Annotated in this window: 12 protein-coding genes; 7 read left to right on the top strand and 5 right to left on the bottom strand. The window is 76.5% G+C overall.

The annotated features are described in order from the left end of the window. Window positions 1-5 precede the first annotated feature (5 nt). From ACI79O_RS19825 to serS, 3 genes are read right to left on the bottom strand one after another with little or no spacing between them, the layout of a single operon-like run. On the bottom strand, window positions 6-809 hold the full coding sequence (locus ACI79O_RS19825) for an HAD-IIB family hydrolase (RefSeq protein WP_456892005.1): 804 nt from the start codon (window positions 807-809) through the stop codon (window positions 6-8). Further along, window positions 802-1,716: an HAD family hydrolase gene (locus ACI79O_RS19820; RefSeq protein ID WP_456876818.1), complete on the bottom strand. Its 915-nt coding sequence runs from the start codon at window positions 1,714-1,716 to the stop codon at window positions 802-804. Before ACI79O_RS19820 ends, ACI79O_RS19825 begins: the two co-directional genes overlap by 8 nt. After that, the gene (gene serS / locus ACI79O_RS19815) at window positions 1,713-3,014 is read right to left on the bottom strand and encodes a serine--tRNA ligase (protein WP_456892003.1); all 1,302 of its coding nucleotides are present in this window, start codon (window positions 3,012-3,014) and stop codon (window positions 1,713-1,715) included. Before serS ends, ACI79O_RS19820 begins: the two co-directional genes overlap by 4 nt. 116 nt (window positions 3,015-3,130) lie before the next feature. Here serS and ACI79O_RS19810 point away from each other — a divergent pair, with 116 nt between their 5' ends. The 4 genes from ACI79O_RS19810 (at window position 3,131) to ACI79O_RS19795 (ending at window position 6,062) form a co-directional block, all read left to right on the top strand. After that, entirely contained in the window at window positions 3,131-3,862 is a 732-nt protein-coding gene (locus ACI79O_RS19810) for a hypothetical protein (RefSeq protein ID WP_456914980.1), read from the top strand. 67 nt (window positions 3,863-3,929) lie between these two features. Then, entirely contained in the window at window positions 3,930-5,360 is a 1,431-nt protein-coding gene (locus ACI79O_RS19805) for a GuaB1 family IMP dehydrogenase-related protein (RefSeq protein WP_456891999.1), read from the top strand. Continuing rightward, complete coding sequence (locus ACI79O_RS19800) at window positions 5,357-5,704, top strand: metallopeptidase family protein (protein ID WP_456914979.1); 348 nt, start codon at window positions 5,357-5,359, stop codon at window positions 5,702-5,704. Before ACI79O_RS19805 ends, ACI79O_RS19800 begins: the two co-directional genes overlap by 4 nt. Window positions 5,705-5,726: 22 nt before the next feature. Beyond that, window positions 5,727-6,062, top strand: a complete 336-nt coding sequence (locus tag ACI79O_RS19795) for a GroES family chaperonin (RefSeq protein ID WP_456876813.1) — start codon at window positions 5,727-5,729, stop codon at window positions 6,060-6,062. 76 nt (window positions 6,063-6,138) lie between these two features. Here the strand turns inward: ACI79O_RS19795 and ACI79O_RS19790 are convergent, their stop codons facing one another. Then, window positions 6,139-6,528, bottom strand: a complete 390-nt coding sequence (locus tag ACI79O_RS19790; RefSeq protein WP_456914978.1) for a MarR family winged helix-turn-helix transcriptional regulator — start codon at window positions 6,526-6,528, stop codon at window positions 6,139-6,141. Between the two features lie 120 nt (window positions 6,529-6,648). On the opposite strand from ACI79O_RS19790, the gene ACI79O_RS19785 reads away from it, so the two are divergent. Then, window positions 6,649-8,757 (top strand): MMPL family transporter, encoded by a 2,109-nt coding sequence (locus ACI79O_RS19785; RefSeq protein ID WP_456914977.1) that lies wholly within the window; start codon window positions 6,649-6,651, stop codon window positions 8,755-8,757. A 77-nt stretch (window positions 8,758-8,834) separates the two neighbouring features. On the opposite strand, the gene pheA is transcribed toward ACI79O_RS19785, so the two are convergent. Further along, window positions 8,835-9,770 carry a prephenate dehydratase gene (gene pheA, locus ACI79O_RS19780; protein WP_456914976.1) on the bottom strand — a complete coding sequence of 312 codons (936 nt, stop codon included), beginning with the start codon at window positions 9,768-9,770 and terminating at the stop codon, window positions 8,835-8,837. A gap of 109 nt (window positions 9,771-9,879) precedes the next feature. Between pheA and ACI79O_RS19775 the strand changes: the two genes are divergently transcribed. Both ACI79O_RS19775 and ACI79O_RS19770 read left to right on the top strand, forming a co-directional pair. Then, window positions 9,880-11,583: a diguanylate cyclase gene (locus ACI79O_RS19775; RefSeq protein WP_456891992.1), complete on the top strand. Its 1,704-nt coding sequence runs from the start codon at window positions 9,880-9,882 to the stop codon at window positions 11,581-11,583. Window positions 11,584-11,696: 113 nt separating this feature from the next. Continuing rightward, on the top strand, window positions 11,697-14,291 hold the full coding sequence (locus tag ACI79O_RS19770) for a diguanylate cyclase domain-containing protein (protein ID WP_456914975.1): 2,595 nt from the start codon (window positions 11,697-11,699) through the stop codon (window positions 14,289-14,291). Window positions 14,292-14,332 lie beyond the last annotated feature (41 nt).

Genomic DNA, 14,332 nt, shown 5'->3' with positions numbered 1-14,332 from the left:
CGGGTCTACAGAGCTGAGAGGAAGGTCGCGACTCCGTCGTCGTCGTTGCCGACGGTGACGTCGGTGGCGGCGGCGAGCAGGTCCGGGTGGGCGTGGGCCATGGCCACGGCCCGTCCGCCGGCCTCCCGCACCCAGTCGAAGGCGGCGATGTCGTTGGGCATGTCCCCGAAGACCACGACGTCCTCCGGGCCGACGCCGTGCCGGGCGGCGACCCGGGCCAGCCCGCTGGCCTTGGTGACCCCGTGCGCGGAGATCTCGGCGAGGGCGTCGGAGGAGGAGTTGGTGACCGTCGCCCGGTCACCCACCACGCGCTCCACCAGCGCGACGAAGGAGTCGCGGTCCATGTCCTCGTGCCGGGCCAGCAGCTTCGCCGCGGGCGCCGCGACCATCTCCTCCAGCGGGGCCTCGGCGACGCCGGGCGCGTCGACGTCCCACCGCGGCCGGTACACCGGCTCGTGGCGGAACTCCAGGCCGTACTCGACGGCGAACCAGGTGTCCGGCTGCTCGGCGCGCAGCCCGGCGGTGATCTCGGCCAGCACCGCCGGGGGCAGCGCCTCCTCCTCGAGGATCTCGAAGCGCCCGAGGTCGAGCAGCACCGCGCCGTTGCAGCAGACGGCGGTGCCGGTCGTGACGACCTGCCGGATCCGGTGCATCCAGCGGGGCGGCCGGCCGGTGGCGAGGACGACGGGGACGCCGTCGTCCTGCCAGCGGCGCAGCTCGGCGACCGTGGCGTCGCTGACGGTGTCGTCGGAGCGCAGCAGCGTGCCGTCCATGTCGCTGGCGATCAGCCGGGGGCGCCAGTCAGACACCGGCGAGCACCGCCTCGAGGTAGGAGGCGACGCCGTCGGCGTCGTGCCCGCCGGTGAGCGCGCCGGCCGCCGCCCGGACGGCGGGGTGGGCGTTGGCCACTGCGACCGCGCGGCCGCCGGCCTCGGTGACCGCGGTGATCATCGGCAGGTCGTTGGGCATGTCGCCGAAGACGAGCACGTCGGCGAGCCCGACGCCGTGGTGGTCGAGCGCGACGGCCAGCCCGGTGGCCTTGGTGACACCCGGCGGCAGCACCTCGATGAAGCCCAGCCCGGCGTGGGTGACCTCGGCCTCGGCCGGGTCGACCACCCGCCGGGCGCGGGCCAGCAGCTCGTCCTGGCCGAGGGAGGACGAGCGCAGGAACACCTTGAGCACCGCGCCCTCGGGGATCACCGCGTGCCGCGGCAGCAGGTGCGCCGGCTCGGGATAGGGCCAGTCGAAGCCGTGCTGCACCCGCAGCGGCGCGAGCGCCTCGGCCTGCTCGGCGGCGTCCTCCACGGCCAGGATCAGGTCGCCGGCGACCGCCTCGATGCGCGCGATGACGGCCTCGGCCTGCGAGCGCGGCAGCCCGACGGTGCGCAGCACCTCGTCGCGCTCGAGGTCGACGACGTAGCCGCCCTGCGCGAGCACCGCGATGCCCCGACCGTCGAGCGCCGTGCGGACGCTGTCGAGCAGCCGCGGCCCGCGCCCGGTGACGCCGACGACCGGGATGCCGGCGGCCCAGCAGGCGTCCAGCGCGGCGCGGGTGCGCGGGCTGACCACGCCGGCGGAGGTGAGCAGGGTGCCGTCGAGGTCGGTGGCCACCAGCCGCGGGCGCCAGCTCCCGAGGTCGCCGGGCTCGACGACCCGGTCGGCGTCCGGGGAGGGGACGTGCCCGGAGAGGACGGCGCGGGGCGCGGGCCCGCTCATGCGGCCGCCGGCGGCACCGGTGCGGCCAGCGTCATGCCGGGTGTGAGCACCTCGTGCCCGCCGAGCCAGGGCCGCAGCGCCACCGGGACGTGCACCGACCCGTCGGCGCGCTGGTGCACCTCGAGCAGGCAGGCGATGGTGCGGGCGATCGCGCACAGCGTGCCGTTGAGCGTGGCGGCCGGCTGCGGCCTCCCGTCGGCGTCGCGGTGGCGGATGGCCAGCCGGCGGGCCTGGAAGGTGGTGCAGTCCGACGTGCTGGTCAGCTCCCGGTAGGTGCCCTGGCTGGGGAACCACGCCTCGATGTCGTACTTGCGGGCGGCGCTGGTGCCGAGGTCGCCGGCGGCGATGTCGACGACGCGGTAGGGCAGCTCGAGCGCCTGGAGGAACTCCTCCTCCCAGGCCAGCAGCCGCAGGTGCTCGGCGGCGCTGTCCTCGGGGCGGCAGAAGCTGAACATCTCGACCTTGTCGAACCAGTGCACGCGGATGATCCCGCGGGTGTCCTTGCCGTAGGAGCCGGCCTCGCGGCGGAAGCAGGACGACCAGCCGGCGTAGCGGCGGGGGCCGGAGGAGAGGTCGAGCACCTCGTCGGCGTGCATGCCGGCCAGCGCGACCTCGGAGGTGCCCACGAGGTAGAGGTCGTCGCGCTCGATCCGGTAGACCTCCTCGTCGTGCTCGCCGAGGAAGCCGGTGCCCTCCATGGCGTGCGGCTTGACCAGCGCCGGGGCGACGACGGGGGTGAAGCCGGCGGCCACCGCGCGGGTGATCGCCAGCTGGGCGAGCGCGAACTCCAGCAGCGCCCCCGGGCCGGTGAGGAAGTAGAAGCGGGCCCCGGAGACCTTCGCGCCGCGCTCCACGTCGATGGCGCCGAGGGCCTCGCCGACCTGCAGGTGGTCGCGGACCTCGAAGTCGTAGCGGGGCACCTCGCCGACGGTGCGCAGCGTCACCGCGTCGTCCTCGCCGCCGGGCGGGACGCCGTCGGCGACCACGTTCGGGATGGCCAGGTGCGCCTCGCGCAGCGCGGCGTCGGCCGCGCGCTGGGCCTCCTCGGCCTCCTTGACCTGCGCCGCGAGCGCCTTGGCGCGCTCCAGGACGGCGGGCCGCTCCTCCTTGCTGGCGCCGCGCACCGCCTGGGAGGCCGCCTTCTGCTCGGCCCGCAGGTCGTCGGCGCGCCGGACCGCCTCGCGGCGGGCGGCGTCGGCGGCCAGGAGCGCGTCGACCCGGGACTCGTCGGCGCCGCGGGCGCGTTGGCTGGCACGGACGACGTCGGGGTGCTCGCGCACCAGGCGCAGGTCGATCACCCCCCGATCGTAGGAGCGCACGGCGGCGGGCACCCCGGCGGCGCGGGGCGGCCTCCCGCATCCGGGTGGGTCCGCGCGGCCGAACACCGGGTACAGGCGTCCGGGAGGAGGTCTCCGTGGCCCGACCCGCGCCCGGCAGCCGGGGACGCTGGCTGCTGCTGGCCACCGCCGTCGCCCAGGCGGCCGCCCCGCCGCTGGCCGGCTTCGAGCAGGGCTCGGGCAGCGACCCGGTGGTGGTGCCGCCCGGACCGTTCTTCGCCATCTGGGGGCCGGTCGTCCTCGGCTGCCTGGCCGCGGCGGTGTACGGCCTCCCGCTGCGGCGCGCGACGGCGGACCCCTGGCGCCGCGTGCAGGTGCCGCTGTCGCTGGCGCAGGTCGGCTTCGTGCTGTGGCTGGTAGCCGCGGCGGCGGCGCCCGCCCTGACCGTCCCCGTCTTCGCGGCGATGCTCGCGGCGCTGCTGGTCTGCCTGCGGACGGTCGTCGCGACGCCGGCCGACCGGACCACCCGCCTGCTGCTCGGCGGCACCGTCGGCCTCTACGCCGGGTGGACCAGCGCCGCGGTCTGGGTGAACACGGCCACCGTCCTGCCCGGGCGGCTGGTCGACGGCACCGTAGTCCCCGCGCTGCTGCTGGCCGGCGCCGCGGCGACCGCTGCCGCCGTCGCCTGGCGGGTGCACGGGCAGCCCGCCTACGTGGTCGCCGCGGGCTGGGCGCTGCTCGGCGCGCTCGTCTCCACCCTCGGCGCCGGGGCGACGGCGCTCGGGCTGGTCGCCGGGACCGGGCTGGCCGTGGTGGTCGCGGTCGCGCTGGTGTCCGCCCGCCGTCCCGCGCCGCGGGTCGGGCGCTGAGCAGCACGGTCTCGGGAGACACGCGGAGGGACCTCGCCCGCGCGGCCGCTGCGGGACAATGGGGTCCATGCGCTTCATCGGCGGCAACCGCCCGGCCACCGACCTCACCTATGCCGACGTCTTCATGGTGCCCAACCACAGCACCGTGGGCTCGCGGCTCGAGGTCGACCTGACCACGCCGGACCGGGTGGGCACCACCATCCCGGTCGTCGTCGCCAACATGACGGCGATCAGCGGCCGCCGGATGGCCGAGACGATCGCCCGCCGCGGCGGCCTGGCGGTGCTCCCGCAGGACATCCCGGTCGACGTCGTGACCGAGGTCGTCTCCTGGGTGCACGCCCGCCACCCGGTCTACGACACCGCGATCACGCTGGCCCCGACGTCGACCGTCGGCGAGGCGCTGTCGCTGATGACCAAGCGGGCGCACGGCATCGTCGTGGTGGTCGACGACGGCGTGCCGGTGGGCGTGGTCACCGACGGCGCGTGCCGCGGCGTGGACCGGTTCAGCCAGCTCGGCCAGGTCATGGCCGAGCACCCGCTGACCATCCCCGCGGGCACCGACCTGCCCAAGGTGTTCGACGTGCTCTCCGGTGAGCGGGTCAGCGCCGCGCCGGTGGTGGAGGGCGACCGGCTGGTCGGCGTCATCACCCGCAAGGGCGCGCTGCGCTCGACGCTCTACACCCCGGCGGTCAACGCGACCGGGCAGCTGCTCACCTCGGCCGCCGTCGGCATCAACGGCGACGTCGCCGGCAAGGCGTCGGCGCTGCTGGCCGCCGGTGTCGACGTGCTCGTCGTCGACACCGCGCACGGCCACCAGGAGAAGGCGGTCGAGGCGGTGCGCGCGGTGCGCGCGGTGGCCGGGTCGACGCCGGTCGTGGCGGGCAACGTGGTCACCGCCGAGGGCACCCGCGACCTCGTCCAGGCCGGCGCCGACGTCGTCAAGGTCGGCGTCGGGCCGGGCGCCATGTGCACCACCCGGATGATGACCGGCGTCGGGCGGCCGCAGTTCTCCGCCGTCGAGGAGTGCGCCGCCGAGGCCCGCCGGCTCGGCCGGCACGTGTGGGCCGACGGCGGGGTGCGCCACCCGCGCGACGTCGCGCTGGCCCTGGCCGCGGGCGCGGCCAACGTGATGGTCGGTTCGTGGTTCGCCGGCACCTACGAGAGCGCCGGCGACATCCACGACGACGGCGGCCGGCTGTACAAGGAGTCCTTCGGCATGGCGTCGGCGCGCGCGGTCAAGGCGCGGACGGCGGCGCAGAGCGGCTTCGAGCGGGCCCGCGCCGGGCTGTTCGAGGAGGGGATCAGCTCCTCGCGCATGTACCTCGACCCGGCCCGGCCCGGCGTGGAGGACCTGGTCGACGGCATCGTCGCGGGGGTGCGCTCGTCGTGCACCTACGCCGGTGCCCGCACCATCGACGAGCTGCACGAGCGGGCCGTGGTGGGGGTGCAGAGCGCGGCCGGCTACGAGGAGGGCCGCCCGCTGCCGACCAGCTGGTGAGGCCGCTCCCCCGCGAGGTCTTCGAGTCGCTGGTCGCCGATGCCCTCGACGCGGTCCCGGCCGAGCTCATGGCGCTGCTGGACAACGTCGTCGTCCTGGTCGAGGACCGCAACGAGGACGAGCCCGACCTGCTGGGCCTCTACGAGGGCTACGCGCTCACCGAGCGCGGCTGGCAGTACGGCGGGACGCTGCCCGACCGGATCATGGTCTACCGCGAGGCCATCTGCGACGTCTGCGAGACCGCCGAGGAGGTGGTCGAGGAGGTGACGGTGACCGTCGTCCACGAGATCGCCCACCACTTCGGCATCAGCGACGAGCGGCTGCACGAGCTCGGGTGGGGCTGAGGCACCCGCGTACCGTGATCGCGTGCCATCCGACGTCGCCAAGGGCAGCGGACTGCCGATCAAGATGCTGCACGACCGGATCCTCGTGTCGCTGCGCAGGGAGGACGGCGAGCGGCGCTCGACCGGCGGCATCCTCATCCCGGCGACCGCGCAGGTGGCCAAGCGGCTGGTGTGGGGCGAGGCGCGCGGGGTCGGCTCGAGCGTCCGGCAGGTGAAGGTCGGCGACCAGGTGCTCTTCTCCCCCGAGGACCAGCACGAGGTCGAGGTGCACGGCGAGGAGCTGGTCATCCTCCGCGAGCGCGACGTGCACGCCGTCGCCGCCGAGCGGATCGAGGAGTCCACCGGCCTGTACCTGTAACGCCGAGGCACAGGAGGCTTTCCGCACGTCTCGGGCGCCGAGACGTGCGGAGAGCTTCCCATGCCTGGAGAAGCGCTCAGCGGTGGGCCACCACCACCTCGGTCACCGCCGTGAGGAACCGGCGGACCACCGCGACCTCAGCGTCGGACATGTCCGCCATCGCCCCCACCACGTCGCGCTGCAGGCCGCCGAAGAACGCGGCGCCGGCGGCCATGGTCGGCTCGCTCATGTGCAGGACGACGCGGCGCCGGTCCTCGGGGTCGCGCACGCGGTGCACGTGCCCGGCCCGCTCGAGCCGGTCGACCAGCGCGGTCACCGACGCCGAGCTCAGGCCCACCGCCGCGCCGAGCGCGCCGGCCGTGAGCGGCTCCCCGCGGCGGGTGGCGTCCAGGATGGCCACCACGGCCCGCACGTCGGTGCGGCCCAGACCGTGCGCGTCGGCGAACCGCTGCCCGACTGCATCCACTTCCACGGTGAGACGCCGAAGGAGGAGTGCGACCTCCACCCGCTGGCCGTCGTTGCGCTCCATGTCCCACCCCCGTAATGTCTCGAACGTCTAGATTATCGCTGGTCGAGAGGAATGACCATGGCCCGTCGGGTCCGCTGGCTGCTCCCCCTGCTCGTCGTCCTCGCCTGGCTCGGCGCGGCCGCCCCCCTCGGTTCCCTCAGCGGCCAGCTGACCGGGCTCCAGGAGAACGACACCGCCGCCTTCCTCCCGGACAGCGCCGAGTCCACCCGGGTCGCGGAGCTCGCCCAGGCCTTCTCCCCCACCGAGGCCATCCCGGCGATCCTGCTCTGGGAGGGCGACGGGCCGCTCGACCAGGCCACGCTCGGCGCGGTCGGCGAGGCGGTGCAGGAGGCCACGGCCGTCGCCGATGAGGCCGGCGCCCTGGTGGCGCCCGCCTCCCCGCCGATCCCGTCGGAGGACGGCGAGGCGGTGCAGGCGGTGCTGCCGCTCAGCCCGGAGCTCGGCGACGAGATCGTGACCGTGGTCGAGGACATCCGCGCGGCGATCGCCGTCGACGGCACCGACTCCTTCGTCACCGGGCCGGGCGGCATCTTCGCCGACTTCGCCAACGGCTTCGCCGGCATCGACGGGCTGCTGCTGCTCGCGGCGTTCGGCGTGGTCCTGCTCATCCTGCTGGTGGTCTACCGCAGCCCGATCCTGCCGTTCCTGGTCATCGGCACCGCGGGTCTGGCGCTCACCGCGGGCAACGCCGTCGCCTACCTCCTGGCCGACGCCGACCTGATCACCGTCAACGGCCAGAGCCAGGGCATCGCGGCGATCCTGGTCGTCGGCGCGGCCACCGACTACGGCCTGCTGCTCGTCGCCCGCTTCCGCGAGGAGCTGCAGCGCGAGCACTCCCGGTTCACCGCGATCCGGGTGGCCCTGCGCCGCTCGTGGGAGCCGATCGTGGCCTCGGGCGCGACCGTGGTCCTCGGCGTCCTCTGCCTGCTGTTCTCCGACCTGGCCTCCAACCGCGGGCTCGGGCCGATCTCGGCGGTCAGCGTCTCGCTCGCCGTCGTCGCGGCGCTGACCTTCCTGCCGGCCGCGCTGGCGCTGCTCGGCCGCGCCGCCTTCTGGCCCTTCCGCCCGCACGTCGGCCAGCGCCCGCGCGAGGGCCGCGGCTGGCAGCGGGTCGCGGCGCTGGTCGGCCGCCGGCCGCGGCGGGTCCTGGCCCTGAGCACGCTGGCGCTGGTGGCCGCGGCCGTCTTCGCGCCCACCTACGACGCGGACGGCATCACCTTCAGCGACGCCATCCGCGGCGAGTCCAACGGCGTCGACGGGCAGGAGGCGCTGGCCCGCCACTTCGACGCCGGTTCCGGCAGCCCCACCGTCGTCATCACCCCGGAGGGGAGCTGGCAGGAGGTGGCCGAGACGGCGGCCGCCGTGGAGGGCGTGGCCTCGGTCGCGCCGTTCACCGGCACCGACGGGCCGCCGCAGCCCGGTGCCGACCCGGCCGTCGTCGACGGGCAGGTCCGCCTCGACGTGACCCTCGCCGTGGCCGCCGACAGCACCGAGGCGATCGACGTCGTCCAGGAGCTGCGGACGGCGCTCGACGACGCCGACCCGGCCGCCCTGGTCGGCGGGGACACCGCGGCCAACCTCGACGCCCGCGAGACCGCGGCCCGCGACCTGCGGGTGATCGTGCCCAGCGTGCTGGTGGTCATCACCGTGGTGCTGGCCCTGCTGCTGCGCTCGCTGGTGGCACCGCTGCTGCTGCTGGCCAGCGTCGTGCTCAGCGTCGGGGCGACGGTCGGCGTGGCCGCGCTGCTCTTCGACAGCGTGTTCGGCTTCCCCGGCAGCGACCCCGGCATCCTGCTCATCGGGTTCGTGTTCCTCGTCGCCCTGGGGATCGACTACAACATCTTCCTCATGACACGGGCTCGCGAGGAGTCCGAGAAGCACGGCACCCGCGACGGCGTCCTGCGGGCCCTGGCAGTGACCGGCGGGGTCATCACGTCGGCCGGGATGGTGCTGGCGGCCACCTTCGGGGCGCTGTCGGTGCTGCCGCTGCTGTTCCTGACCCAGCTGTCGTTCCTCGTCGGCTTCGGCGTCCTGCTCGACACCTTCGTCGTCCGCTCGCTGGTGGTGCCCTCGGCGGTGCACCTGCTGGGCGACCGCACGTGGTGGCCCAGCGCGCTGTCCCGCCGGCGCGCGCCCGAGCCGGAGCGCGAGCTGGAACCGGCCTGACGAAGGACCCTCCTGCCCCCGCCACTCGCACGCTCGCGGCGGGCCCCTGCAGGAGGGCCGATCGCACGGGCCTTCGCCTACACCTCACCGTTTCGCACACGGGCCAGCCACTGCCCGGCCTCGGTGAAGGCCGCGTCGGCCGACTCGTCGGGGACGGGGCGGTTGGTGCGGCCGTCGGCCCGCGGGTAGGAGCCGAGGAAGCGCACGTCCTCGCACACCCGGTGCAGCGCGGCCAGCGCCTCGCCCACCCGGGCCTCGGCGACGTGGCCCTCGCAGTCGAGGGAGAAGGAGTAGACCCACAGCCGGTCACGGGTGGGCCGCGACTCGATGCGGGTGAGGCTGATCCCGCGGACGGCGAACTCGCGCAGCACGTCGAGCAGGGCGCCGGTGCGGTCGGCGACGACGACCACCAGCGAGGTCTTGTCGTTGCCCGTCGGCGCCGGCAGCGCGCCGGGCCGGGAGACCAGCACGAAGCGGGTGACCGCGCCCGGGTGGTCGGCGACGTCCTCGGCCAGCGGCACCAGCCCGTAGCGCTCGGCCGCGATCGGCGCGCAGACGGCGGCGTCGTGCTCGCCCTCGGCCACGGCGCGTGCGGCGGCCGCCGTCGAGGAGGCCGGGAGGGTCGGGACGCCGGGCAGCAGGCCGGCCACCGTGCGCGCGGTCTGGGCGAGCGCGTGCGGGTGGCTGACCACGCTGCGCACCCGGTCGGGGGTGGTGCCCGGGCGCACGGCGAGGACGAAGGAGACGGTCAGGAACACCTCGCGGACGACCACCAGCGGGTCGCCCTCGGCCAGGCCGTCCATCGTCGCGGGGACCGAGCCCTCGACCGAGTTCTCCAGCGGCACGAGGGCGGCGTCGGCCTCGCCGGCGCGCACCGCGGCCAGCGCCGCCGGGACGCTCGCCGCCGGCTGCCGGACCCCCTCGCCAGGGGCGACGGCCCTGCTGAGCGCGGCTTCGGCGAAGGTACCCTCGGGCCCGAGATAGGCGAACCGCGTCGGAGGGGTCTGCAGCACCCGACGAGGGTAGTGCGGTCGGACGGGGATCCCCGGTCCCGTCCGGGGAGGACCGCCTCGCCGCCGGTCGAGCCGTGGCCGGACGTCCGGTGTCGAGGAGGAGGGATGCGTGCCCCCCAGCCCTGCTGCCCTCACCGACGGTGACCTCGACGCTGCGCTCCGACGCCTCCTGGCGGCCAGCTCGCGGGAGGACGCCGACGCGTTCCGCGCCGAGCTCGACGACGCCGAGGCCGCGCTGGCCGCCGTCGGGGACCCCGGCTGGGCGGCCTGGCGCGGGGCGCTCGCGGCCCGTCGCGGGCTGGTCGACGGCGACCGGGACGCCGTCGCGGCCGGCACCGCTGCCGCCCGCGAGGCCCTCGGCGCGTGCCCGGCCTCGGCGTCGACGGCCCTGGTGCTGGCCTACCTCGCCCACGTCGAGGCCGCGGCCGACCACCTCGACACCGCGATGCTGCTGGCCGTCGACGCCAGCCTGCTGACCGAGCAGGTCACCGCCGCCGACCCCGCTCCCGGTGAGCCGCCGCGCGCGCTGCACCAGGCCCACCTGTGGCTCTCGCTCACCCTCACCGCGCTCGACCTCGAGGAGCTCGCCGTCGCCCAGGCCGAGCAGGGCCACGCCGTCGCCGCCCGGCTGCCCGACCTCGTCGACCGCTGGCAGCTGCTGCGGCTGTGCGCGCAGCAGAACGTCGAGCTGGCGCAGACGCTGCGCCGCCGGGGGCAGGCCGGGCGGGCCCGCGAGCTGGCCGGCACCGCGATCGCCGCGGCGCAGGACGCCCGGGCGCTGGCCGTCGAGCCCGAGCCCGGCGACCAGGACCTGCTCGACGTCGTCCAGGCGTGGGCGCTGTCCTGCCACGACGATCTCGACGACGCCCTCGGCCCGCTGCGGTCGGTGCACCGGCGGGTCCACCGCACCGGCAGCACGTGGCTGCGCGGCTTCGCCGACCTCGCGCTGGCCCGGCTGCTGACCCGGCTCTCCCAGGCCAACACCGGCGGCGGGGGCGGCGAGGAGGCCGCCGACCTGCTCGTCGACGCCTCCGGCGCGTTCGCCGCCTCCGCCGACCGCCGCCGCTACCGGCAGTGCCTGCTCGAGCTCGGCCAGGCCACCGCGGCGATGGGCCGCCCCGCCGAGGCGCTGTACTGGCTGGAGGCCTACCGCGCCGACACCGGCCGGGCGCACGCGCGCAGCCGGGAGCTGTGGGCGGAGATGTTCGTGCGGCGCAGCCGGCTGCGCGAGACCGAGCGGCAGGCCGCCGTCCTGCGCCGGCACGCCCTGGAGGACCCGCTCACCGGGCTGGGCAACCGGCGCAGCGCCGAGCGCCGTCTCGCGGGGCTGCGGCCGGGCGCCGAGCCGCTGTCGCTGGCCGTCGTCGACGTCGACCGGTTCAAGGAGGTCAACGACGACACCTCCCACACGCACGGCGACGAGGTGCTGCGGCGGGTCGCGGCGCTGCTCCGCGACCACAGCCGGGCCGGTGACGAGGTCTACCGGTGGGCCGGGGACGAGTTCCTCGTGGTGCTGCCGTCGTCGACCCCGGCGCAGGCGCTGGCCGCGGCCGAGCGGCTGCGGGCCGCCGTCGCCGACGCCGACTGGGGCGACCTGCCGCTGTCCGAGCCGATCACCGTGAGCATCGGGGTGGCCACGGCGCCCGCCGACGACCGCGCCGCGCCGGCCGGCTGGCGCGCGCTGTTCGACACCGCCGACCTGCACCTGTTCTCCGCCAAGCGCGGCGGGCGCAACCGGGTGCGCGCGCCGGGCCTCGTCGACGACCCCGACGGCAGCGCCGACCTCGACGACCTCGACGGGGCGTCGGCGTGACGCAGCGGCCCGCCTGGGGCGCCAGTGACGGGACGGACGACGGGGTGGACGGCCCCCGGCGTGCCGGTGCCCCAGCGCTCGACTCCCCCGCGGACGACGTGCACAGTGCGCTGGTGCCACCGGGAGCCCTGCACCACCGGGTGACCGCCGCCCTCGCCAACTGGCAGCTCGACGACGCCGAGCGGCTGCTCTCGGTCGCCGACCCCTCCTCGCCCTACGCGGCGCCCTCGGACACCCCCGACGGCGACACGTCCGGCCTGGGCCGCGCCTGGGCCGACACCCTCCGCGCCGAGCTGCTGGTCCGCCGGCTGCGGGTCGCCGGGTTCACGCTGGTCGGCGAGCCCCTCGACGCGCCGGGGGTCACCGAGTCGCTCGACCTGCACGCCGGCGTCGCCGACGTGCTCGACCGCGGGGTGGGCGCGGCGGCCGGGCCGGTCGGCGGGGACGGCGACCCGCGGTCGGAGTCGGCCGCGCACGCCGCCCTCGCGATCGCCCTGGTGCGCTCGGCCAAGGCCGCCTTCGACGCCAGCGACGACGACCTGCAGCGCGCCGCGGGGCTGGCCCGGCACGCCCGCATCGAGCTGCTCTCCCGCCGGATCGACGCCGCGATGGACGAGGCGGTCGAGGCCGCGAGCCTGCTCGACCCGGGGCTGCCGCCGAGCGCCCTGCTGGTCGACACGCTGGGCACGCTCGCCGGCGTCCTGGCCGACCTCGAGCTGATGCCGCTGGCGCTGGACTACCAGCGCCGCGCCCTGGAGACGGCGACCGCGGCCGCCGGGGCCGGCGTCCTCGGTCCCGACGACCCCGACGTGCTCGTCGCGCGTGCGGCCACCTGCCTGGGCGAGCTGTGCGCCGAGCTTGGCGAGGCCCTCCTCGACGACGGCGACCCCGCGTCCGCGCGGCCGCGCTTCGCCGAGGCGCGCGAGCTCGCCGAGCAGGCGCTGGCCCAGCTGCCGCCGGACGCCGCGGGCGTCGTCGCCGCGCAGGTGGTGCACGGCTGGGCGCTGGTCGGCCTGGGCGAGCACGCCGCGGCCACCGGCCCGCTGCGCGCCGCCGTCCGCACCGCCAGCGCCCGGGGCGACCGCGCGTTGCTGGCCTCGGCGATGCTGGCGCTGGGCCGCGCGCTGCGGCGGCAGGGCGACGGCCGGGGCGCCGACCGGCAGCTGGCCAAGGCGCTGGCGCTGGCCACCGAGCACGGCCTGCCGCGGCTGCGGCGGGCGGCGCTGCGCGAGCTGTGCACGCTGCACGCCGAGCTCGACGACGCCGGCCGGGCGCTGCCCTACCTGCAGGCCTACCTCGCCGACGAGCTCGACCGGGTCGACGAGCGGCGCACCCGCTGGGTGGAGCTGTTCGGCCGGCGCAAGAGCCTGCTGGAGAACGAGCGGGCCGCCGGCCAGCTGCGCCGCCAGGCCTACGAGGACCCCCTCACCCACCTGCCCAACCGCCGCTACGCCGAGGCGCGCCTCGACGGGCTGCTCAGCGCGGGCACCACGCCGGCGCTGGCGGTGGTCGACGTCGACCGGTTCAAGGCGATCAACGACGCCGTCGGGCACCCCGGCGGGGACGCGGTGCTGCGCGCGGTGGCCGACCTGCTGCTGGCCGGCTGCCGCGACACCGACGAGGTGTGCCGGTGGGCCGGCGACGAGTTCGTCGTGCTGCTGCCCGACACCACCGCCGAGCAGGCCGAGCACGCGCTGGAGCGGGTCCGCCGCGCCGTGGCCGCCCACGACTGGGCCGCGCTGGGCCTGCGCGTGCCGGTGACCATCAGTGTCGGCATCGCCTCGGCCACCCGCGGTGACGACCGCCGCACGCTGTTCGCCGCGGCCGACGGCGTGCTGTACGACGCCAAGCGCAGCGGACGCGACCGCGTCGTGGCGCTGTCCGCGCTCACCCAGACCCGCGCTCCCGGCACCGCGCCCGACGAGGCGCCGCCCGCGGCGGCGCGGCCGGTCCCGGCGGCGAGCTCGCCGCTGGACCCCGTCGGCGGCTTCTCGCCGCTGCTGGCCGACCCCCCGCTGTCCCTGGGCAGTCCGGGCGAGCCGCCGCTGACGCCCGGGCCCGCGCCCGCCGCACCCCCGGCCGCGCCCCCGGCGCCGGCCGAGCCCGACGTCATCTGGGGCGTGGGCCGCTCGACCGAGCAGGTCCTCGCGCTGGTCCGGGAGACCCGCGCCGCGCACCCCGACCGGCCCGCGCTGGTCGTCCGCGCCAGCGCCGACACCCTCGTCGCGCTGGCCTCCGCGCACCCCGGCTCCACGGTCGACGCGGCGGCGATGTCGGCCGCGGTCGGGCCGGTCCCCGACCCGGTCGGACGGGTGGGTGTGCTGTGCGCCGGCACCGCCGACGCGTCGGTGGCCGCCGAGGCGGCGTTCGTCGCGCGGGTCACCGGCACCGAGGTGGTGCGCGTCGACGACGTCGGCGCCGGCCGGCTGCGGCCGCTGCTCACCGACCGCACCCTGCTCGACGACGTCGACTGCCTGGTCGTGGTCGCCGGGCTCGACGCCTCGCTGGCCGGGACGGTCGGGGCGATGACCGACGTGCCGATCGTCGCGGTGCCCACCTCGACCGGGCAGCCGGGGTCGTTCGGCGGTTTCGGCGCGCTGCTGACGATCCTCACCTCGGCCTCGCCCGGCGTCGTCGTCAGCAACATCGACAACGGCCACGCCGCCGGCGTCTTCGCCGCCCGCATCGCCCGCCGCGCCGCGAGATAGGTGCCTTTAGCGCTACAAAGGCCCCCTGGGGGCCTTTGTAG

This window comes from Geodermatophilus sp. SYSU D00696, from assembly GCF_054050235.1.
The sequence above is the reverse complement of the archived record's forward strand: the minus strand, read 5'-3'. Positions and strand labels throughout refer to the sequence as shown.